Source organism: Agrobacterium sp. NPDC090273 (genome assembly GCF_044772305.1).
In the GTDB taxonomy this organism is placed as follows: domain Bacteria; phylum Pseudomonadota; class Alphaproteobacteria; order Rhizobiales; family Rhizobiaceae; genus Agrobacterium.
The window spans coordinates 146,037-166,627 of sequence record NZ_JBIVYN010000011.1; the positions used below are offsets into that span (position 1 = coordinate 146,037).

Genomic DNA, 20,591 nt, shown 5'->3' on the forward strand with positions numbered 1-20,591 from the left:
TCGTGAAACCTTTTTAGTTGGTGGTGCCGCTTCTTATGACCGGTCCATCGAAGCGTCAAACTCGTTGATGCACTAACTGCGTGATCAGCGTCGCTTCGTCAAAACCCATCATTTTGAGGGCATTAGAAAGCCATCACGACCCTCATTGTGAGGGATTATGCAAATGTCAATTTTGGACATCTTGCCACACGCCGTGCGTCGATCTAGCGCAGGAAGCAACGAACCTTAGGTGCTCTATCCAAAATGCTTTTCTGTCCTCGCTCATAAGTTAGCCCAAACACAGCCGCGGTCGATTTCACCGCGCGTCCTTTCCGGCGCGCGAAAAAACCCACTTGTCTTTTCGACCGTTTGAATAACGAAAGGATTTTTCCATGAAGCGTAGAGACCTGCTTCGCTCCTTCGGAGCCGCAGTGACGACGTCGGCACTTGTTTCGCCATCGACCGCCGCTGAACTCAAGGGTTTTCCCGCACAGACAGCAATGTCACCTGACCATCTTCCGAAGCCCGCCATCAAAGGCGGCTCGTTCCAAGTGTTCACACAGGACAACGATCGCCGCACGCTCGCCGCTGTGTTCGACCGCCTGATTCCGAGCGACACGTTCGGGCCATCTGCCACCGAAGCGGGCTGTCTTGAGTTTTTGGATGACCAACTCGCCGGACATTATGGCGAAGGGCGCGCCCTTTATCTCGAAGGCCCGGTAAAGCCTGAGAATGAAGAAGCGATCATGGGGTCGCCGCAGTTTACCCAGACGCCACGGCAGCGTTATGAAGCGGGCCTCAAGGCTCTTGAAACCTATGCACAGGCCACTGATGGCATTGCCTTCCATGCGCTTTCAGCGGATCGCATCGATGAGATTTTGACGGGCCTGGAAGAAAGTCGCATCGAACTTCCTGATGGTGTGCACGGCAAGTCGTTCTTCGAACTCATGCTGCAAAACGCCCGTGAAGGCTATCTGGCTGACCCGATTTACGGCGGAAACCGTGACATGGCGGGCTGGAAGATGATTGGCTTCCCAGGCGCCCGCTACGATTACCGGCCCTATGTCGATCGACGCGGCGAGAACCTGAACCTCGTTCCGGTCAGCCTGATCCCCAACGACTGATATCCCTTCAGGAGAAAAATAATGACGATAGAACGTCCCAAGGCGGATGTGGTCATCTGTGGGCTCGGCTGGTCCGGCTCAATCATGGCCGAAGAACTGACACGCGCTGGCCTTAACGTGGTTGCCATCGAACGCGGTGCGTGGCGAGACACCTCCACCGATTTTCCACCTGCTGTCGATCCTGACGAACTACGCTGGCATACGCGCCGCGAACTGCTGCAGCCGATGAGCGTCGAGACGACGACGTTCCGCAACAGCATGGACCAGACGGCAGCACCGGTTCGCAATTGGTCGGCTTATCAATTTGGCTGGAATGTCGGCGGCGCCGGCACCCATTGGGCAGGCATGTCCTGGCGCTTTACGCCCTGGGACTTCGAAATCGCCACCCAGACCCGGGAGCGTTACGGCGCTGCCAAAGGCGATGGTCTGCAACTGCAGGACTGGGGTGTCACCTACAAAGATATGGAGCCCTATTACGACCGGTTCGAGCGCATCGCCGGTACATCGGGCATCGCCGGCAACCTCAATGGCGACATAAAACCAGGCGGCAATCCTTTCGAAGGACCACGAAACCGCGATTACCCCACCCCGCCCCTCAAGGACACGTTCTGGTTGCGCGAATTTCGCGAGGCATCAGACCGTTTGGGATATCACCCCTTCACCATTCCCGCCGGCAATATCAGTCAGGCCTATGTGAACCCGCTCGGCGTCACTATGGGGCCATGCACCTATTGTGGCTTCTGCGATTTCCATGGTTGCGGCAACTTCTCCAAATCGTCGCCGCAGGCCTGTATCCTGCCGGCATTGATGCGCCGATCGAACTTCACGCTTCTTACGGAGACTGAAGTCCTACATGCCGTCAAGCATGATGACGGCAAGACCGCCAAAGGTGTGAAGTTCGTCACCAAAGAAGGTCAGGAAGGCTTTCAACCAGCCGATATAGTCGTAATCACGGCCTATCAGATGGACAACGTCCGCCTGATGCTGCTCTCCCGCATTGGTGAACAATATGATCCAGTCAGCGGCAAGGGCACGGTGGGTCGCAATTACACCTATCAGACCTGCGGTACGGTCAATGCCTTCTTCCCGGACAAATATATCAATCCGTTCATCGGTGGCGGTGCGCTGGCGGTGCAGATTGATGATTTCAATGGCGACAACTTCGACCATTCCAAACTCGACTTCATCGGCGGCGCCGGGATCATGGGCTACTCCACCAATGGCCGGCCGATCCAGAACATGAACAACCTGCGCCCGGGCTCGAAGCGCTGGGGTTCCGCCTGGAAGGAAGCTTACGCACGCGACTACAATCAGGGCGCGGGCATCTTCATCCAGGGTACCTCGATGCCTGTTCGAGACGCGTATCTCGACCTCGATCCAACCTATCGCGATCGCCATGGCCAGCCGCTTCTCCGCTTGACCTTCGACTGGAACCAGAATGACAAAAACATGCTGAAGTACACGGTGGATCGTTCCATCGAGATCATGCGCGAAGCCGGTGGTCAGGACATCATCGTCGACAACCAGGCTGAGCACAGCTGGAACCCCTACATGCAGCATTCCTCGCACACCATTGGTGGCGCGGTTATGGGAGCGGATCCCACCACCTCGGCGCTTAACCCCTTCCTGCAGAGCTGGGACGTTCACAACGTCTTCGTCGTCGGCGCGTCCGCCTTCCCGATGAACGGCGGCTACAACCCGACGGTCACCGTCGGCGCGCTCGCGGTCCGCGCCGCGCAGGCCATCCATCAGACCTATGTGAACAACCCCGGCCCGCTGGTGAAGGGATAAGATCATGGCAAACTGGAAAAAAATCGGTGGCGGCTTGGCGATCGTTGCCGTTATCGCGGCAGCGGGCGCAGGGTTCTGGGCCTGGACCAGCCTCGAAACATCCGCGTCCGGCGTTGCCGACGACAGCGTGCGGCTGGCCGATTTCAAATCGACAGACGCCGAAGCCATAAAGCGTGGCGAATATGTGATGCGGCTGGCCGACTGCTCGGCGTGCCATACCCGCGAGAGTGGCAGGTTTGCCGGCGGCTACAACATGAAGACGCCGTTCGGGACGCTGGTCAGCTCCAACATCACGCCGGAGCCGGAAACCGGGATCGGCAACATGACCGAACGCGACTTCTTCAATTCGGTGCGGCAGGGCATCGGTCAGCATGGCCTGCTTTACCCGGCCATGCCATACACCGCCTATCGAAAACTGAGCGATCAGGACGTGCATGATCTGTGGGCCTACATGTCAACGGTCAAGCCGGTGAAAAACGATATCGACGAGAATGCCGGCATGCCCTTCCCCTTCAACATCCGACTGGCGATGGCCGGATGGGACATGCTTTTCTTCGACAATTCCGGTTTCGAGCAAGATGTTGTGAAGGATGAGGCCTGGAACCGCGGCAAATATATCGTCGACGGTCCCGGCCACTGCGCCGCCTGCCACACGCCCCGTAACCCGCTCGGCGGGGAAATGAGCTCGGCTTATCTGCAGGGTGGCAACATCGGCGCGTGGTACGCCCCGGACCTGACGTCCAATCCCCATGTCGGGCTTGGTTCGTCTACTGTCGAGGACATCGCAAATTACCTGAGGACAGGCGCCGACGGTATCGCGGTTGCCGCAGGTCCGATGGCGGAAGCCGTTGAGCATTCGACGCAATATTTCACCGAGGCCGATGCGCGCGCGGTGGGTACTTATCTCAAGTCGCTTCCGCCCTCTCCGACAGAGGCTGCAAGGCCGATGCCGACCGATACGACGGCCATGCAGAAGGCTGCGCTCGCCTATGAGGTCAACTGCTCTGCATGCCACGGACTGCAGGGCGAAGGCATCGAGGGTATGGTACCCGCTTTCAAGGATAATCATGGTCTGCTGTCAGCCGATGCCACCAGTCTGATCCATGCCATGCTCCAGGGTGCTCGTGCTCCGCATACGCACGATCGCCAGACAGCGGCCGGGATGCCAGCATTCGACTGGAAAATGGACGATGTCCAGATCGCCACCTTACTGAATTACGTTCGCAATTCCTGGGGCAATGCAGCATCCCCTGTTCAGGAAGAGGATGTCGGCCGGCTTCGGACGTTCCTGAAGGCACACCAGAAAATGTCGACGCCCTGAGCAAAGAGGTGAACCACCTGATCGCCCAACAAATAATCACCCCAGCCTTGAACGTCACACGGCTGGGGAGCGATCGACCAACACGATTGATCTGGCAGGCGGCAATGGCATTTTCGTCTGCACTGATCACAGGCTAGCTAGTCAAGACATCAGTGCTTATCGCTCTGCGGTTTCGCATCTGAATTGACTGAAGGAAGAAAGAACTCGACGTCTTCCAGAGTGTCCTCATCCAACCCGGCAATGTTCTCCAGCCAAAACGCCTTGGCGGCTGGTGGGTCGTCCTGATACTGGCGCACGAACGTCTTGTCATCGTCAATCATCACTTGCCTCGTGCCCCCGAGCCGCAGGTATTCTTCGGCGAGCCGGCGTGTCTGTGTCATTTCCATATCAAAGCCTCCCGACAACGAATTTGGTGACGAAATAGTCCCTGAAGCGGGACGGAGTACACTGGACAGGTAAGAAGCTCGTCTGCCGTTTCGTTGGCCATCAGGAGAAAACGGAAAAATCCTGATGTTCTTCGGCGCTGTCATGTCCGTTTGACACAGTGACTCCTGTGATGCAAACGCTGTGGAATAAGGATAGTTCCTATCCAACCACATGTATCTGTCGCAGCTGCTGGGCTTAAACATGGGAAGCATATCGCACGTGCGACCTGGAAACTTCAGCGAGCCACCTGCCTTAGAACCGTGACCAGGCTCTCGACATCGCGCGGGCCATTATACCTCAGGCCATTGATGAATAAGGTCGGTGTGCCGTTCACACCGCTTCTGAGACCACCTTGGAAATCATCCTCGATCTTGCGGTCGAAACGACGCGCCAGGATCTGTGCGGTGTCCGAAGATGGAAAACCCAAAACGTCGGCATAACGGCGCAGATCTCCATCCGTCAGGGCCTGCTGGTTTTCGTAAAGAAGGTCGTGGGCCTGCCAGAAAAGTCCGTGGCTCGCCGCTATCTCGGCAAACTCGGCGGCACGCATGGCATGCGGATGCATCTCGGCCAAAGGAAAGTTGCGGAATACGAACAGCAGTTCGTCTCCCATAGCGCTCTGGACAGCCTTGAGAACAGGATAGGCCTCTCCGCAATAGGGGCACTCATAGTCGCCATATTCCACCAGCGTAACGGCGGCGGAGCGTGAGCCTTGGACATGGTCGTATTCATTCACGGGAATAGTGAGCCGGCTCATGCGTTTATCTCCTGCAGAGAAGGAACGGCAGCGATGGCATCAAGTGCGTCGAGAATACCATCGGCACCGGGGTTGATGCCGAGAGGAGAAACGTAACTCCAGCGAATGACACCGCCGGCATCGATCACAAACAAGGCGCGTTCAGTTATTCCGTCCGCATCCCGGTAAACTCCGTAGCGACGCGCGACCTCGCCCTTCGGTTCGAAATCGGCCAGCAATGGGAAATGCAGGTTGCGGGCTGCGGCAAATGCCGCGTGGCACCACACGCCATCCACGGAAATGCCGAGGAGTTGTGCTCCACGAGCGTGAAACGCCGCAAGTGCGGCATTGTAGAGCACCATCTGGTCACCGCAGACCGGGCTCCAGTCGGCCGGATAGAAGGCCAAGATGACCGGCGCTCCCTGAAGATCCTCCAGCGCTACAGTCTGGTCCGGCGTCGAATGCAGGCTGAATGCGGGAGCGCGGGTTCCCGCCGAAAGTGCCTTGCTAGCGTTATGTTCAGACATGATTTCATTTCTCCTATGGCCCACATGCACGCGGGTCTCCTATGGCCCACATGCACGCGGGAACCTGCGGTCAAATCCGGATGATGGTTTCGGATGCCAGAGGATGCAGCTCTTCTTCGACAAGAAGCGTTTGATCCTCGGGGGAGCTTTGCAGCAAGGGAAGTTCAAGCTGGATATCCTCCATCTCAGGGAGGCTTGCGATGCCGTCTCGAAGAGCGGGATCATCACAAGGTGTTTTCAACCGCATCGGCAGCTCCTTCGCACCAGGGAAGAGCTTCTGCCCGCGGTTTTCTGCGCGGGCAGCAGCGCGTTTCAGATCAAGCCTTCACGAAGGCGAGCAGGTCGGGATTGATGACGTCCGCGTGGATCGTCAACATGCCGTGCGGATACCCTTTGTAGACCTTCAGCGTACCATTCTTCAAAAGCTTGACCGACAGTTCTGCGGAATCTGCAATCGGCACGACTTGGTCGTCGTCGCCGTGCAAGACGAGCGTGGGTACAGTGATTGCCTTGAGATCATCAGTCTGGTCGGTTTCGGAGAAAGCCTTGACGCCATCATAGTGAGCCTTGGCGCTGCCCATCATGCCCTGACGCCACCAGTTCTGGATCACACCGGGATAGACCTTCGCATCCGGGCGGTTAAACCCGTAGAACGGGCCGGCTGGCACGTCGACGAAGAACTGGGCCCGGTTGTCAGCGACCCCCTTGCGGAAACCGTCAAACACTTCGATCGGCAAACCGCCGGGGTTCGAGGCGGTTTTCAGCATCAGCGGAGGAACGGCAGACACAAGCACAGCCTTGGCCACGCGTCCCTGAGGCTGGCCAAATTTGGCGACGTAACGTGCGACTTCGCCGCCACCCGTCGAGTGACCAATATGAACGGCATTCCTGAGGTTCAGGTGCTCGAAGACAGCCGCCGCATCAGCCGCATAGTGGTCCATATCATGACCCTCGGAGACCTGCTGTGAACGGCCATGACCCCGGCGGTCATGGGCAACGACACGATAACCATTCTGAACGAAAAACAGCATCTGGGCGTCCCAATCGTCGGACGACAGTGGCCAGCCGTGATGGAAAACGATCGGCTGGGCATCCTTCGGACCCCAATCCTTGTAGAAAATCTCTACGCCGTCTTTGGTTTTTACGAATGATCCGGTCATGGGAAATACTCCTTCGTTCGGTGCTTGGGTGTTTTTTGAAAAAGCGAGCGACGGCATGGTCATCGCGGTGGAAAGGACGGCACCGGCCAGAAGGACATGCCGTCTGGAAATTGCCAGTTCGATTGGGTTTTCGATCATCTCACCGCTCACGGCGCGTCGTCTCGAACAGGAACCAGGTGCGACGCTCTGTCTCGTCGATCCAGTTTTCAATCAGGCTGGTCGTGGCGTGATCATTGTGTTCCGACGTCAGTGTGTGCGTCTGCCGCAGGATCGCTGTCAGCTGCTTGTTATCCTCGCGAAGCTCCGCCAGCATGTCGTCCGGCGATACGAATTCGGCATCGTTATCCAGAATGCGCTGAAGGCGCCCGATATGGCCGATCGAACGGATGGTCGTGCCGCCAATTTTGCGGGCACGTTCGGCAACGTCGTCCGTCATCGCAAAAATCTGCGCGCCCTGCTCATCGAGCAACGTGTGGTAGTCGCGAAAATGCGGTCCGGAAACATGCCAGTGAAAATTCTTGGTCTTGAGGTAGAGCGTGAAAACATCCGCCAGCAGCGCGGTCAGCGCAGCGGAGATTTCCCGGGTCGCATCAGCGCCGAGATCGGTTGGCGTTGCCAGTGGAAGCTTGCGGTGTCTGGTGGCTGTGATCGTGTCCATGATCTTTCTCCTTTGAGCAAATGACCGCTCGTTGCTGAGCGCTCATGTTGCTGCTGTCTGATCTGCCTGAAGGATAGGTAGAAGCAGGGGGCCGGAGAAATCGGCTGCTGGTACAGTCGATCCGATACCTAAGTGTAGTTTCGACAAATCCCGGCACGGCGTAGCTTTTGGTCATCGCCTCCCCCTCGAAGGCGACTGGCTCGTCAAAGCCAACAACTCCGGTGTCCCTCCCCTCCTCCGGAGCCGCGGATCATCCCCTCGATCCGCCAAGGCCGTCTTCCGCCGCCCGGAGACGGCCTTTTTTTTCGCCACGGGAACCTGCGAAAAACTGGCAACCTATGCTTGGGTATTATGTTTACCCCGCGCGATCGCAGCTATTTTGGGCGTGCAGAAACCCCGCTCAACACCGGTGAAGCGTCAAGGAGTTGCAGACATGGAAGATCAACGCCCGGAAGGTATCGAACAATATGATCAACCCGCCGGTGGCTGGGGAGCGCTGAAAGCTGTCGCCAAGACACTCGCGCACCAGCAAATCGTCGCGCAGGGTACGATGACATTGCTGAAGGCGAACCAGCCTGAAGGTTTTGACTGTCCTGGCTGCGCATGGCCCGATCCAAAACACACCTCATCCTTCGAGTTCTGTGAAAACGGCGCCAAGGCCATTACATGGGAATCCACCGCCAAACGATCGGGACCGGAATTCTTCGAACAGCACAGCGTTTCCGAACTGTGGGAATGGACCGATCACAATCTGGAGGATGCCGGCCGCCTCACCGTTCCGATGCGATACAACGCCGAAACCGATCGCTACGAGCAGATTGACTGGAATGATGCTTTCAGCCTGATCGCCCAGGAGCTCAACAAGCTCGACAGCCCGGATGAAGCCGAATTTTACACATCTGGCCGCGCCTCCAACGAAGCAGCGTTTCTCTACCAGCTTTTTGTCCGCGCTTATGGCACGAACAATTTTCCGGACTGTTCCAACATGTGTCATGAAGCGACCAGTGTCGGCCTGCCAAAATCGATTGGCGTCGGCAAGGGCACCGTCACGCTGGAGGATTTTGACCACGCCGATGCCATCTTCAGCTTCGGTCACAACCCTGGCACCAATCATCCGCGCATGATGACGACGTTGCACAATGCCGCCCGGCGCGGCGTGCCGATCGTGGTCTTCAACCCGCTTAAGGAGCGGGCGCTGGAACGGTTCGCTGCCCCGCAGGACCCGGTAGAGATGGTCACATTGTCTTCCACGCAAATCGCCTCCGCCTACCATCAGGTTCGCACCGGCGGCGATCTGGCCGCCCTCAAAGGCATTATGAAAGCGGTGTTCGACATGGATGCCGAAAGCCTGGCAGCAGGTGGCGAGGGTGTCCTCGACCGTGCCTTCATTGCAGAACACACAGCAGGCTTCGAAGCGCTTCACACCGATATCGACAACACGTCCTGGGAAACGATCTGCTCGGTCAGCGGGTTGACGAAAGAGGCGCTCGAAAGCGTCGCCCGGATTTACGCAAATGCCTCCAATGTCATCATCTGTTACGGCATGGGCATCACCCAGCACGCCAAGGGCACAGGCAACGTGCAGCAGATTGCCAATCTCCTCATGCTTCGTGGCAATATGGGCCGCGAGGGTGCCGGAATAGCTCCGATCCGTGGCCACTCCAACGTGCAGGGAGACCGGACCGTCGGCATTACAGAAATTCCCAACAAGGCGCTGCTCGATGGAATGGAGCGCGCTTTCGGCTTCAGACCCTCCGGGGACAAAGGCCATAACGCCATTGAATCCATCGAAGCGATCGCGGCCGGAAAATCGAAAGCGCTGATCTGCCTTGGCGGAAACCTCGCCGTTGCCATGTCCGACCCGGGTGTGACATTTGCGGGCATGTGCAAGCTTGACCTTGCCGTCCATATCGCAACAAAACTCAATCGCTCACATCTTCTGACCGCCAGAACCTCCATCATCCTGCCATGCCTCGGACGCACAGATCTCGATACACAGGCTTCGGGACCACAGGCCGTCACCGTCGAGGATTCCATGTCAATGGTTCATGCTTCGCGCGGTTTTCTCAACCCGCCAGGGGAGCTGCTGAAGTCCGAACCGGCCATCATTGCCGGCATTGCCAGGGCAACGCTTGGAAACCGCCACGGCATCGACTGGGATTGGCTGATTGCAGACTACGACCGCATTCGTGACAAGATCGAAGAGGTGTTCCCCGACTTCCGTGATTTCAACAGGAGGGTGCGGGTGCGGGGCGGCTTTCGCCTTGATGTCGCGGCCTCCTTCCGTCGCTGGAACACGCAGAGCGGCAAGGCGAACTTTCTGATCTCCGCCGGGCTAGACGAAGATCCAAGGGTCGGCAATCCCGATGCGCTTGTGCTGACGACAATCCGCAGCCATGACCAGTACAACACGACGATCTACGGCATGGACGATCGCTATCGCGGCGTGTTCGGTCGCCGCGATGTTATCTTCATGAACAAGGACGACCTTGCAACGCGCGGCCTAAAGGACGGAGACAGGATCGATATTCATGGCCTCGTCGCAGATGACACCGGAAAACATCTCGTACAGGGCTTCACCGCTATTGCCTACGACATCCCCAGGGGGTCGGCTGCTGGTTATTATCCCGAGATGAACGCCGTCGTCGCGCTCAGCCATTACGACCGGCTGTCCGGCACACCTTCCTACAAGGGTGTCCCGGTCACCGTGACTGCGGCAAGCGATTGACCTATCGGATTGTTCACCGGCCCCGTTTCAACTGGAAACCCTGTCGCGATCGTGACGGGGTTTCATTCGTTGGTGTCTCGCCATCTCCCGCAAACCTGTCCATTCCGATGGCCCGACTACACCTTGGTATGATTCAGCCCGTGCAATCGAGAGACTAGCCTGATCGCATCAAAAACGTGGCCGATCTTCAGGCGGTCAGATGCGAGGTTTTGTCATGTACGAGGATTCCATAACAGGTTTCGCCGAGTCGGGCGCCCATAAGGCGCAAGTGGTAAGAAAACAGCTTTTCGCCTTTCTCACGGGCGCGGCCATGGCCGGTGCCTATATCGGTTTCGGCGATATCCTGATGTTCACCGTCAGTGCTCACGTCGATCCCGCCTGGAGCCATCTGGTGATGGGAGCGGTCTTTTCCTCCGCTCTGACAATCGTGGTCTTTGCCGGTTCGGAACTGTTCACGGGAACGGCAATGTATATGCCTCTCGCGTTCCTGATGGGGCGATCGGGCATTGCAGACGTGTTCCTCGTTTGGTGCAGCGCATGGCTCGGCAATCTCGTCGGCGCTGTTCTTCTTGCCGCCCTGTTCCACATGGCAGGCGGCGGCGTGTTGCTCGGTGATGGCAGTGCGGCGTTTTTCGCCGCCGTTTCCGCCAAGATGTCTGCCGGATCGACCGAGCTTTTCGCCCGCGGCATCCTCTGCAACTGGCTGGTCTGTCTGGCGATCTGGATGGCAGGCCGCACCGAAAATGCAGCAGCAAAGATCATGCTGATCTTCTGGCCGATTACGATTTTTGTAGCCGCCGGCTACGAACACTCCGTGGCCAACATGTTCACATTCTCGATGGCATTGTTGGGCGAACATCCCGCCAATGTCACGATTTCCGGTGCAGTACATAACCTTGTCTGGGTCACGCTGGGCAACCTCGTCGGTGGCTCCGTCTTCATGGCGCTCGGTTACTGGGTGCAGTTCCGCAGCAGTGGTCACGTGTCCTTCGTTCCTGTGCCCGCAGCGCTTGGCGATAAAGCCCGCGCGGGCCGCAACAAGGCGTAACGTCGATGAATGACCGGAACGATCCTTCTCCTCCCCCGATACCCACCATGACGCGAGCCGGCATCAGGCGGCTGACAATCCCGCTGTTTGCCATCGCAGCCGTCATGGCCTGCGTCTCATGGTCAATCAGTGATTGGGGCAAATGGGTTGCGGATGCCGACAGCCAGACAACCGACGATGCCGTTGTCGGCGCCGATGTTTCAACGCTCAGCGCGCAGATCAGCGGCGTTCTCAAAAGCCTTCCTGTCGCGGACTACCAGAAGGTTGCCAAAGGGCAGCTTCTGGCTGAAATAGACCCCAGCGAATATGATGCGGCGGTGAGCGCTGCCGAGGCAACCCTCGACGCGGCGAACGCCTCGGTGGCCAACCTTTCCAATCAGGTTGAGTTGCAAAAGGCGGTCATCCGGGTCGCTGAAGCGCAGAATGCCTCGGCGCTGGCGCAACAGACCCAGACACGCGCAGAACTGCAGCGACAGAATGATCTCGGTGTCGCGACGTCCGAGCACCAGCGTCAACAGTCTCAGTCGGCGTTCCTGCAGGCGGAAGCCGCGGTGAAATCGAGCTCGGCTGCCATTGATCAACAGCAGGCACAACTAAAGGTTCTTCAAGGGGAACTGCCGCTTCTTGAGGCTCAGGCGGACGGCGCTCGCGCCAATCTGCAGACGGCTTTGATCCATCGAAGCTACACACGCATAACAGCCCCTTTTGACGGAGTGCTGAGCCGCAAACTCGTTCACGAGGGCGATGTCGTCAATGCAGGTTCCGGGATCGTCTCTGAAGTTCCCCTGCCGCATGTCTATGTTACGGCGAATTTCAAGGAAACCCAACTTGCCCATATGGCACCGGGCAACCGTGCAGACGTGACCATCGATACATTTCCCGGAAAGACACTCCACGGAAGGATCGCCGCGCTGTCACCCGCCAGTGGAGCAATTTTCGCACTACTGCCAGCCGACAATGCCACCGGAAACTACACAAAGGTTGTCCAACGCATTCCACTCCGAATAGACCTTGAACCGGACCAGCCTGAGATCGGCCTGCTGAAACCGGGAATGTCGGCCATCGTCACGGTCGATACCTCTCATCAAGACATATCTCGGCGATGACAACACGCATCTTCGGACCTGTCACGAGCGGCATCAACGCCAGTCGGCCTGTGCTCATCGTTGCAGCGCTTCTGCTGGCGTCTTTTGTCGTCGGCTTCGACACCCGTGTCTTCGCGGTCGGGCTCCCGGATTTGCGCGGCGCCTATTCGCTTAGTGCCGACGAAGCCTCCTGGCTGAACACCATCGCCAATTCACCCCAAATCCTCGTTTCGTCGGCAGTCGCCTGGCTGGTCACGGTGTTCGGCATTCGCCGTATCATGATCCCCTCCGCACTGGCCTATGCCGTGGTGTCCTGGGCAATCCCTCAGGTGCCGGGAGGGACCGTGCTGCTCGTCTTGCATGCCGTCAGAGGACTGCTGCTCGGGGTTTTCATCCCCGCAACGCTGATGGTGGTCTTCCGCAATCTTGCAACGAGATACTGGCTGATCGGCATTGCGCTTTATGCGCTGCGTGTTCCCCTGTCGCAAAGCCTCGGTTTCGTGCTCGTCGGCATCTATGGCGACTACCTTGGCTGGCAATGGCTATATTGGCAGGATGTGATCCTTGCACCGCTCATAGCGCTACTTTTGATCGTCGCGGCCCCGAAAGAAAAGATCGATATCGGTCTGCTGGAACACGCCGACTGGGGTGGCATGATGCTGCTCGGAACAGCGATGATGTTGATCTATATCGGCCTGGACCAAGGCAACCGGCTCGACTGGTTCCAATCTGGAACGATCAGCGCACTGATCGCGGGTGGATGTGTGTTGGCTGTCGGTTTTTTCCTCAATGAAAGCCTGGTCAGACACCCCTGGGCACATGCCAGTGTCATTCTGTCACGCAACATCGGCCTGGGTTATGCAGTCATCATCTGCTTCAGTCTGTGCAGTGCCGGTGGCGCGATCGCGGTTCCCGGCTTTTTGCAAACGGTCGGCGGATTACGGCCCATCGCCATCTCCAGCCTCTATTTTACAAGCGCCGTCATACCGGTGCTGCTCTTCACGATGGCGGCCATCATTCTTCAACGCCGCTTCGATTCCCGCATTGGCATCATCATCGGGCTTCTTCTCATGGCGGCCGGGACGCTCTTCGGCGTTCGCGTGACAGCCGACTGGTCACCGGATAATTTTCAGCCAACGGTTCTTCTTTATACCGCTGGCCAGGCTTTCGCATTTTTCTCGACCGTTGTTTATCTGATCGCCAACTCCGACCCAAAACGTGCGACAGCGGTTTCCGCCTATATTCAGGTCATCAGACTGGGCAGCGTCGAGCTGGCAACAAGCCTGATGACAACATGGCTACGGCAACGCGAACAATTCCATTCCGCCATTCTGAGCCAGAAGGTGAGCGCTGGTTCGCCTGAACTGCATATGTGGATGGAGCGGCTCCAGACGGTTTTCGGCAAGTCCAGTCACGGCACATTTGACGCCTTGCTTCTCACCGCATCGCAAATCCGGACTCAGGCTTATGTTCTGGCCTATTCCGACATGTTCATGCTGTCTTTCGTTGCCGCTGTAGCAGGTCTTGCACTGGTGGCATTCATGGGAAAAATGCCGTTTGGCCCGCTTCACCCCGACTATGAGCACCAGCAACGCCCGACAACCTGAGGTACAGACCGAAAAGTCGGCATCTGCTCTCTTCACCCGGAACACTTTCATCCAAAAATGGAGTGTATTTTTCAATACCGCGGCGCAATATTCCCGATATCCTTGCGTGCAGGAACGCGCCCGACCCAGACCAATGTATAGGTTAGGTTGTGCTCGAAAAAACGTATTGTCGTGAAAAATCGCATCGGGGGAACAATGTCGATTGCGTCAACGATATTTCGCTCTCGCGAACCGGAAGGCGGAGCCCATCATCTCGCCTTCGGTCTGGGAGCCCTGGCATTGGCTGCGGCCGTCTTTTATGTCGATACCTACACCGACATCGAAGGCGCCATCGCCGTGCTCTACGTGATCACGATGCTTTTGGCCGCTCAGGCAATCACGCGATCTGCACTGATCACAATCTCCTTCGCCTGCGCCATCCTGTCGTTATTGTCATACGCCATGACGCACGCACAGGATGCAGACCTGCAATCCGCACTGCGCCTTCTCGTCGCCTTATCGGCTCTGGCGGTCACGACAATGTTGCTGCTGAAGACGGAAACCGCCCGTCTGGCGTTGCTTTCGATCAACGCCGAACTGAAGGAAAGCGAAGAACGATACCGCTCGATTTTCGACCGTACGCGCGTGGCGCTGTGGGAACGCGACTACTCCAGGCTTCATACTTTGCTCGTGGATCTCAAACAGCAGGGTATTGTCGATATGCGCGCTCATGCCCGCGCCAATCCAGGATTTACCCAGAAGTGCATCGATCTCATCACCGTCGTTGCCTCGAACGAAGCCGGCAAGGAGATGCTCGGTTACGATTCCTCCGTCAGCGGCACCTTAAAGCAGTCGGTTGTCTCCGCACCCGACAAGTTTCTGGATGTGCTGCAAGCCATTGTCGATAACAGGCGGGTTTTCGAAGACAAGGTGGTCGTCCGCACTGTTGGCGGCGAAGACAGGCTGGTGCTTCTTTCAATCAGTTTTCCGGCGGAATCCTCCTCCTTCAATCGGGTGGTGGTGAGCATGGTCGACATCACCCAGCGCGAAATGGCGCTCAAGGCTCTCGCCGAGGCACAGGCCGAACTGACGAAAGCCTCAAAAGCCGCGACCGTCGGGGCCATGTCCGCCTCCCTCTCTCACGAACTGAACCAGCCGCTCGGCGCCATCATCGTCAATGCGCAGACATTGCTGCGTTGGCTGGATCGCGATCCACCCGATCTTGCGGCGGCGCGCCGTTCGGCCGAACGCATGATCCGCGACAGCCAGCGCGCCAGCGAGATCATCGAAAACACCAGAAGCATGCTGGCCCATACCGGTGGCAAGCTCGAAACCTTCGAGTTGGACGAATTCATTGACGAGACGCTCGGTCTCCTCGAACACGATCTGGAACGCAGCGGTACGACCGTCAATGTCGAAAAGGAAACCACGCCGCCGGTCAAGGCCGTCAGGATCGAACTGCAGCAGGTTCTCATCAATCTGCTCACCAATGCCATTCAGGCCATGGACGAAGCGGGCATTGGCAATCGCACAATAACCGTTCGAAAGGAAAGTCAGGACGCCGATACCATTCGCGTCATTGTTCGCGACAACGGGCCTGGCATTGCCGCAGAAATAAAGGAGAAGCTGTTTTCGCCGTTCTTCACGACGAAGGCGACAGGTATGGGAATGGGGCTTTCCATCTGCCGCACGACATTGGAAGCACGCGGTGGGCGGCTTGATGGCGACAACCACCCTCTCGGTGGCGCGGTTTTTGCCATTTCCATGCCAATCAGCCCGGAGGTTGAGCATGCCTGAAGCACGCAAGATATCCAAGGAACCGCCTTCGCCGGTCGTGTTCATCGTCGATGACGACATATCCATGCGAGAGGCTCTGACTGATCTTTTCAGGTCCATGAAGTTCGACGCCGAAGCCTTCGAAAGCACGGCGGCTTTTCTTGAGAAAGCCAATCTCGACCGGCATGGTTGTCTGCTGCTGGACGTGCGCCTTCCCGGGATCAGCGGCCTTGATTTCCAGATGCAGATGGATCGCATCGGCAACAGGATGCCGATCATTTTCATGACCGGCTTCGGCGACATTCCAATGAGTGTGAGGGCAATGAAGGCTGGCGCCGTGGACTTCCTGACAAAACCGTTCAAGGAGCAGGACATTCTCGATGCTGTCGCGACCGCCATGGAACGCGATGCCTCGCGACGGCTGGAGAACGCCCAGAACGAGGCTGTCGCGTCTCTTGCCGAGCAACTGACACCACGAGAACGCGAGGTCATGGGCGCCGTCGTTCGCGGCCTGATGAACAAGCAGATCGCTTACGAGCTCGGAATCAGCGAAGTGACCGTGAAATTGCACAGAGGCAACGTCATGCGCAAAATGGAAGCGAGATCCGTTGCTGATCTTGTCAGAAAAGCGGAGTTGCTTGGTTAGAAGCACAAACCACCTGTATCTTAGTATGGTATCATTTAAACCGGCGCGGGCGCATAGAAGATATAAAGAAAAACAGAAAAGGTCGCCTCATTGCCCCCCGTACCCATCATCGCCGTCGTTGACGACGACCAGGCTATCCGTGAAGCCATGGATGACCTCATCATGTCCTTCGGTTACGAATGCCGCCTGTTTTCCTCTGCAGAGGAGTTCCTGAAATTCGAACAGCACGCGGCAATCGACTGCATTGTCGTGGATGTAAAAATGCCAGGTCTCTCCGGCATCGAACTGCAGAGCGAACTGAACCGGCGCGGCAATCACCCGCCGATGATCTTCGTGACATCCTATGAGGATGACCGGACACGCAATGCAGCCTTGAGCGGTGGCGCCTTTGCCTTTCTTCGCAAGCCCGTCAATATTGGCAACTTGATCGGCTGCCTGGAATCCGCCCTCGGCCAGCAGTCCTGATCCACACCACCACGCCAATGGCCAACCGACGTTTGTTCATGGAAGAGGAGTAGAGTCTTTGCTGTCATTGTCAAATCTGCAGATCTCCGAAAAGAACGGCGTTCTTTCTCTATCCGCCAATCTTTTCAGCAGCCAGTCGAACCAGTCCTATACGCTTCGCTGTGAAGTCGAGAGAAACGGAGCGATGTCGACGCTGGACCACCTGACGGCTGAACATCTGGATCGGCCTTCCAAGACGGTGCAGGCAGCCCTTCCCTCGCCCTGACCGTATCCTGATCCCCAACACACAATCGCTCTCTCATGCTCAGGCCTTACCGTCTGGGCACGCATTGCCGTTTAAGGCTGCGGCATTCCAGTGATCGGATCGCCCCCTAACACTTCAGCACATACAAACTAGACCTCTGTATAGATGCCGACGCCTCCGCCGCACCGTAGCCTTTGCTCCAGTCAAGCGGCGCCCCCAAAGGGCTGGTCCTCATGACACCATCACCCTTTTTGTGGAGCACGGCATGACCTCCATCAGCAAAAATGCAGACGAGCGTAAGCCTCGTCCCCTCAAAGTCGCGGCAGTTTTGACATTGGGCGCGGTAGCAGTGCTCGCGGGCAATGCTTTCCTGATCAGGAACACCGAACCGGCTCTTGCTGCTTCGGAGGACGTCGCATCAGCCAGCGCATTCCACATTGTCGCACCACAGACAATCGACCGGTTGGCTGGCCTGTCCGTCTCCACGACGGCAGACGATGATACGACCGCAGGGGCACAGCCTGTTCCGACCCTGGACAAAACGTCCTGCATCGCGACGCGCGCTGCTCAAAAAGCCGATCGCCATGAAACGCTCGACCCCAAAACCTTCTGCCAACTTCAACACCGGCTTTTCAATGCGGAACTGATCGACCGGATCGCCACACTGCAGCTGGCTTCGCAGCCGCGCCTTATCGAAGCCTCGTCCCAAATCGCCATGAACAAGGATTTCTAAGATGGAAACATTATCAAGACGCGCAGTTCTTGCCATCGGCGCCATCGGCAGCACCGCGCTTGCCGCCAGCACCGCGAAGGCAGCATCATTTGGCAATCCGGACCAACCGGCCGAAGGTGCCATCAACGCCAATGCCGCAAGCCTGACCGATCCGGGACCGAAGAACCCTGCTATCAACAGCGAATTTCCGTCGTTCCAGGATCCACCCGCGACCGATGTCGGCGATATGCAGCTCTTCTGGGGATCATTCAACAACGCAGCAAAACGCATTCAGAATGGCGGCTGGGCACGTCAGGTGACGAAATCGGATTTTGCGATTTCCGACGCGGTTTCCGGCGTCAACATGCGTCTGGGACCAGGTGGGATCAGGGAGATGCATTGGCATCGTGCCGCCGAATGGGCGATCATGACCAACGGGCAGTGCCGCATCACTGTGCTCGATACGCAGGGTCGTGCCTATGTGCAGGATGTGGAGGCCGGTGACCTTTGGTATTTTCCGGCCGGCTTCCCGCATTCGCTGCAGGGGATCGGGCCCGACGGGTGCGAATTCGTCATCGTCTTCGATGAAGGCGACCAATCCGAATATGGCACTTTGCTGCTGACCGACTGGCTCGCCCATACCGCTCCCGACCTGCTGGCCAAGAATTTCGGTGTTCCGCAGGATACCTTTCGCAATATTCCACTTCAAGATCTCTGGATTTTTCAGGGCAAGGAGCCCGGTCCTCTATCGGCAGATCAGGAAGCCGTTGCCGGCGCCGGCCTGCCGCCTTTTCCTTTCACCTACAAGCTGGCGGCATCCAAACCTCTCAAGGAAAATGCAGCCGGCGTCATTCAACTTGCCGACAGCAGCGTCTTCACAGTTTCCAAGACGATTGCCGCTGCCATCGAGACCATCAAACCTGGCGCTGTCAGGGAAATGCATTGGCATCCCAATGCGGATGAGTGGCAATACTGGATCAAGGGTGAGGGACGGATGACGGTATTCGACGCAGGTCCGCGCAGCCAGACTGCCGACTTTCGCGCCGGCGACATTGGATACGTCAAGCGAAGCCAGGGCCACATCATCGAAAACACCGGAAAGACCGATCTCCAGTTCGTTGCGGTCTTCAAGACCGCTGAATATCAGGAGGTCAGCCTCTCCTCATGGTTGACCCATACCCCGCCGGCACTGGTAGCCCAGCACCTGAACATCAGCCTCGACGATCTGGCGAAGTTCCCGGCGAACCAGCCTGCGATCACGCCAGGTTGAATGGTCCCCGCTATTCCCACCGGCGTTTCGGCATGGCCGATCCGCCGGTTTTCCCATTCGAGACACGCTTGCAACTGAGCGAAGGTAAGACACCATGGACATAAGCACCGCGTCCCATCACCAACATGTCGCTGCCGGTCTCGGTCGTGGCGCCCTCTACGCGATGGCGGTCGCCAGCGGCGTCGCCGTTGCGAATATCTACTACAATCAACCCATGCTTGGCATCATCGAGACCGATCTCGGCCAAACTTCCGTGACGGGGCTGGTTCCGACCGCGACACAGCTCGGTTACGCCCTCGGCCTGTTTTTCCTTTTGCCGTTCGGCGATATCGTCCACCGGCGAAAGCTCATCATTGGTCAGTTCATCGTCCTGGCTGCCGCGCTTGCTGTCGCAGCAATCGCGCCCTCGGCATGGTTCCTCGTCGGCGCTTCGCTGCTGGTTGGTGCAAGCGCAACCGTGGCTCAGCAGATCGTACCCTTTGCAGCGAGCCTGGCGACGCCAGAAAAGCGCGGCTCGACGATCGGCACCGTTATGGCCGGTGTGCTGAGCGGCATCCTTTTCAGCCGAACTCTTTCCGGTTTCGTTGGTCAGCATGCCGGATGGCGGGAAATGTTCTGGATCAGCGTCCCGCTTTCGCTGGCCGCTGCCGTTCTGATGTTCTTTACCCTGCCCGATCATCGGCCGACCTCCAGAATGCATTACCACCGCGCCATCGCTTCGCTGGCACATCTGTGGAGCAGGCACAGGAAATTGCGCACCGCCGCACTGATGCAGGCAGCGCTTTTCGGCTCGTTCACGGCCTTCTGGACGATCCTTGCCTTTTATCTCCAGACGCCGCGCTTCAATCTGGGCGCAGATGTCGCCGGTCTTTTCGGCATCATCGGCGCTGTCGGTATTTTTGCTGCTCCCTTGGCAGGACGCATCGCAGACCGGCGCGGTCCACATTTCGTGGTCTGGATCGGTGTGCTGCTGACCCTTCTGTCCTGGGCCATCGTCGGTCTCTGGGGCTCCCTTGCCGCACTGATAATCGGCGTTATCGTTCTCGACTTCGGTGTGCAGAGCACGCTCGTTTCAAACCAGCACATCGTTTATGCACTGGAACCTGAGGCCCGTAGCCGGTTGAACACGATCTTCATGACCTCCATGTTCCTTGGTGGCGCAGCAGGCGCGGCACTTGCCACTTTCGCGTGGGAACAGGCGGGCTGGAGTGGTGTCAGCGTGTTGGGTGCCCTGCTCGCGCTCGTTGCACTGGCTATCCGGCTTCTTGACCACCGCGCCCCGCGCCGTTCCATCGTCAAGGAATAGGAG

The 20,591-nt window shown here is 57.7% G+C and carries 20 protein-coding genes; 14 read left to right on the plus strand and 6 right to left on the minus strand.

The genetic code is table 11. The annotated features are described in order from the left end of the window. Positions 1 to 371 precede the first annotated feature (371 nt). The 3 genes from ACIQT8_RS23410 to ACIQT8_RS23420 are packed head-to-tail and all read left to right on the plus strand — an operon-like array spanning position 372 to position 4,215. Positions 372 to 1,103 carry a gluconate 2-dehydrogenase subunit 3 family protein gene (locus ACIQT8_RS23410; RefSeq protein WP_400970387.1) on the plus strand — a complete coding sequence of 244 codons (732 nt, stop codon included), beginning with the start codon at positions 372 to 374 and terminating at the stop codon, positions 1,101 to 1,103. 21 nt (positions 1,104 to 1,124) lie between these two features. After that, positions 1,125 to 2,894, plus strand: coding sequence for a GMC family oxidoreductase (locus tag ACIQT8_RS23415; RefSeq protein ID WP_400970390.1), 1,770 nt, complete (start codon positions 1,125 to 1,127; stop codon positions 2,892 to 2,894). A 4-nt stretch (positions 2,895 to 2,898) separates the two neighbouring features. Further along, positions 2,899 to 4,215, plus strand: coding sequence for a c-type cytochrome (locus tag ACIQT8_RS23420; RefSeq protein ID WP_400970393.1), 1,317 nt, complete (start codon positions 2,899 to 2,901; stop codon positions 4,213 to 4,215). A 149-nt stretch (positions 4,216 to 4,364) separates the two neighbouring features. On the opposite strand, the gene ACIQT8_RS23425 is transcribed toward ACIQT8_RS23420, so the two are convergent. The 6 genes from ACIQT8_RS23425 to ACIQT8_RS23450 form a co-directional block, all read right to left on the minus strand. Next, positions 4,365 to 4,601, minus strand: coding sequence for a hypothetical protein (locus tag ACIQT8_RS23425; RefSeq protein ID WP_138793565.1), 237 nt, complete (start codon positions 4,599 to 4,601; stop codon positions 4,365 to 4,367). Positions 4,602 to 4,876: 275 nt separating this feature from the next. After that, on the minus strand, positions 4,877 to 5,398 hold the full coding sequence (locus ACIQT8_RS23430) for a DsbA family protein (RefSeq protein ID WP_400970397.1): 522 nt from the start codon (positions 5,396 to 5,398) through the stop codon (positions 4,877 to 4,879). Then, positions 5,395 to 5,904, minus strand: a complete 510-nt coding sequence (locus ACIQT8_RS23435; protein WP_400970400.1) for a redoxin domain-containing protein — start codon at positions 5,902 to 5,904, stop codon at positions 5,395 to 5,397. The genes ACIQT8_RS23430 and ACIQT8_RS23435 overlap by 4 nt, the downstream gene beginning before the upstream one ends. 70 nt (positions 5,905 to 5,974) lie before the next feature. Beyond that, positions 5,975 to 6,151, minus strand: coding sequence for a hypothetical protein (locus ACIQT8_RS23440; RefSeq protein WP_400970403.1), 177 nt, complete (start codon positions 6,149 to 6,151; stop codon positions 5,975 to 5,977). A 70-nt stretch (positions 6,152 to 6,221) separates the two neighbouring features. Beyond that, positions 6,222 to 7,202, minus strand: a complete 981-nt coding sequence (locus ACIQT8_RS23445) for an alpha/beta fold hydrolase (RefSeq protein ID WP_400970406.1) — start codon at positions 7,200 to 7,202, stop codon at positions 6,222 to 6,224. 1 nt (position 7,203) lies between these two features. Further along, the gene (locus ACIQT8_RS23450) at positions 7,204 to 7,722 is read right to left on the minus strand and encodes a Dps family protein (protein ID WP_400970409.1); all 519 of its coding nucleotides are present in this window, start codon (positions 7,720 to 7,722) and stop codon (positions 7,204 to 7,206) included. Positions 7,723 to 8,155: 433 nt separating this feature from the next. Between ACIQT8_RS23450 and ACIQT8_RS23455 the strand changes: the two genes are divergently transcribed. The 11 genes from ACIQT8_RS23455 to ACIQT8_RS23505 all read left to right on the plus strand — a co-directional run bounded on the left by ACIQT8_RS23455 (position 8,156) and on the right by ACIQT8_RS23505 (position 20,588). After that, entirely contained in the window at positions 8,156 to 10,450 is a 2,295-nt protein-coding gene (locus ACIQT8_RS23455) for an FdhF/YdeP family oxidoreductase (protein ID WP_400970412.1), read from the plus strand. 214 nt (positions 10,451 to 10,664) lie between these two features. Further along, positions 10,665 to 11,498 carry a formate/nitrite transporter family protein gene (locus ACIQT8_RS23460; protein WP_262527309.1) on the plus strand — a complete coding sequence of 278 codons (834 nt, stop codon included), beginning with the start codon at positions 10,665 to 10,667 and terminating at the stop codon, positions 11,496 to 11,498. A gap of 5 nt (positions 11,499 to 11,503) precedes the next feature. Next, the gene (locus ACIQT8_RS23465; protein ID WP_400970415.1) at positions 11,504 to 12,604 is read left to right on the plus strand and encodes an HlyD family secretion protein; all 1,101 of its coding nucleotides are present in this window, start codon (positions 11,504 to 11,506) and stop codon (positions 12,602 to 12,604) included. Then, positions 12,601 to 14,190, plus strand: coding sequence for an MFS transporter (locus tag ACIQT8_RS23470; protein WP_400970418.1), 1,590 nt, complete (start codon positions 12,601 to 12,603; stop codon positions 14,188 to 14,190). The genes ACIQT8_RS23465 and ACIQT8_RS23470 overlap by 4 nt, the downstream gene beginning before the upstream one ends. Positions 14,191 to 14,385: 195 nt before the next feature. After that, entirely contained in the window at positions 14,386 to 15,966 is a 1,581-nt protein-coding gene (locus ACIQT8_RS23475; RefSeq protein ID WP_262527312.1) for an ATP-binding protein, read from the plus strand. After that, positions 15,959 to 16,591 carry a response regulator transcription factor gene (locus ACIQT8_RS23480; protein WP_138793556.1) on the plus strand — a complete coding sequence of 211 codons (633 nt, stop codon included), beginning with the start codon at positions 15,959 to 15,961 and terminating at the stop codon, positions 16,589 to 16,591. Before ACIQT8_RS23475 ends, ACIQT8_RS23480 begins: the two co-directional genes overlap by 8 nt. A gap of 90 nt (positions 16,592 to 16,681) precedes the next feature. Next, a complete protein-coding gene (locus ACIQT8_RS23485; RefSeq protein WP_138793555.1) occupies positions 16,682 to 17,056 on the plus strand; it encodes a response regulator transcription factor in 375 nt (124 codons plus the stop codon). Positions 17,057 to 17,114: 58 nt separating this feature from the next. Beyond that, the gene (locus ACIQT8_RS23490; RefSeq protein WP_400970423.1) at positions 17,115 to 17,321 is read left to right on the plus strand and encodes a hypothetical protein; all 207 of its coding nucleotides are present in this window, start codon (positions 17,115 to 17,117) and stop codon (positions 17,319 to 17,321) included. Positions 17,322 to 17,565: 244 nt separating this feature from the next. Continuing rightward, positions 17,566 to 18,033 (plus strand): hypothetical protein, encoded by a 468-nt coding sequence (locus tag ACIQT8_RS23495; RefSeq protein ID WP_400970426.1) that lies wholly within the window; start codon positions 17,566 to 17,568, stop codon positions 18,031 to 18,033. A gap of 1 nt (position 18,034) precedes the next feature. After that, positions 18,035 to 19,282 (plus strand): oxalate decarboxylase family bicupin, encoded by a 1,248-nt coding sequence (locus ACIQT8_RS23500; RefSeq protein ID WP_400970429.1) that lies wholly within the window; start codon positions 18,035 to 18,037, stop codon positions 19,280 to 19,282. Between the two features lie 94 nt (positions 19,283 to 19,376). Next, complete coding sequence (locus ACIQT8_RS23505) at positions 19,377 to 20,588, plus strand: MFS transporter (RefSeq protein WP_400970432.1); 1,212 nt, start codon at positions 19,377 to 19,379, stop codon at positions 20,586 to 20,588. Positions 20,589 to 20,591: the final 3 nt, after the last annotated feature.

What these genes read in the sequence shown, in the direction of transcription:
- ACIQT8_RS23410 (WP_400970387.1), top strand. Translation starts at nt 372, where the DNA reads ATGAAGCGTAGAGACCTGCTTCGCTCCTTCGGAGCCGCAGTGACGACG.
- ACIQT8_RS23415 (WP_400970390.1), top strand. Translation starts at nt 1,125, where the DNA reads ATGACGATAGAACGTCCCAAGGCGGATGTGGTCATCTGTGGGCTCGGC.
- ACIQT8_RS23420 (WP_400970393.1), top strand. Translation starts at nt 2,899, where the DNA reads ATGGCAAACTGGAAAAAAATCGGTGGCGGCTTGGCGATCGTTGCCGTT.
- ACIQT8_RS23425 (WP_138793565.1), bottom strand. Translation starts at nt 4,601, where the DNA reads ATGGAAATGACACAGACACGCCGGCTCGCCGAAGAATACCTGCGGCTC.
- ACIQT8_RS23430 (WP_400970397.1), bottom strand. Translation starts at nt 5,398, where the DNA reads ATGAGCCGGCTCACTATTCCCGTGAATGAATACGACCATGTCCAAGGC.
- ACIQT8_RS23435 (WP_400970400.1), bottom strand. Translation starts at nt 5,904, where the DNA reads ATGTCTGAACATAACGCTAGCAAGGCACTTTCGGCGGGAACCCGCGCT.
- ACIQT8_RS23440 (WP_400970403.1), bottom strand. Translation starts at nt 6,151, where the DNA reads ATGCGGTTGAAAACACCTTGTGATGATCCCGCTCTTCGAGACGGCATC.
- ACIQT8_RS23445 (WP_400970406.1), bottom strand. Translation starts at nt 7,202, where the DNA reads ATGATCGAAAACCCAATCGAACTGGCAATTTCCAGACGGCATGTCCTT.
- ACIQT8_RS23450 (WP_400970409.1), bottom strand. Translation starts at nt 7,722, where the DNA reads ATGGACACGATCACAGCCACCAGACACCGCAAGCTTCCACTGGCAACG.
- ACIQT8_RS23455 (WP_400970412.1), top strand. Translation starts at nt 8,156, where the DNA reads ATGGAAGATCAACGCCCGGAAGGTATCGAACAATATGATCAACCCGCC.
- ACIQT8_RS23460 (WP_262527309.1), top strand. Translation starts at nt 10,665, where the DNA reads ATGTACGAGGATTCCATAACAGGTTTCGCCGAGTCGGGCGCCCATAAG.
- ACIQT8_RS23465 (WP_400970415.1), top strand. Translation starts at nt 11,504, where the DNA reads ATGAATGACCGGAACGATCCTTCTCCTCCCCCGATACCCACCATGACG.
- ACIQT8_RS23470 (WP_400970418.1), top strand. Translation starts at nt 12,601, where the DNA reads ATGACAACACGCATCTTCGGACCTGTCACGAGCGGCATCAACGCCAGT.
- ACIQT8_RS23475 (WP_262527312.1), top strand. Translation starts at nt 14,386, where the DNA reads ATGTCGATTGCGTCAACGATATTTCGCTCTCGCGAACCGGAAGGCGGA.
- ACIQT8_RS23480 (WP_138793556.1), top strand. Translation starts at nt 15,959, where the DNA reads ATGCCTGAAGCACGCAAGATATCCAAGGAACCGCCTTCGCCGGTCGTG.
- ACIQT8_RS23495 (WP_400970426.1), top strand. Translation starts at nt 17,566, where the DNA reads ATGACCTCCATCAGCAAAAATGCAGACGAGCGTAAGCCTCGTCCCCTC.
- ACIQT8_RS23500 (WP_400970429.1), top strand. Translation starts at nt 18,035, where the DNA reads ATGGAAACATTATCAAGACGCGCAGTTCTTGCCATCGGCGCCATCGGC.
- ACIQT8_RS23505 (WP_400970432.1), top strand. Translation starts at nt 19,377, where the DNA reads ATGGACATAAGCACCGCGTCCCATCACCAACATGTCGCTGCCGGTCTC.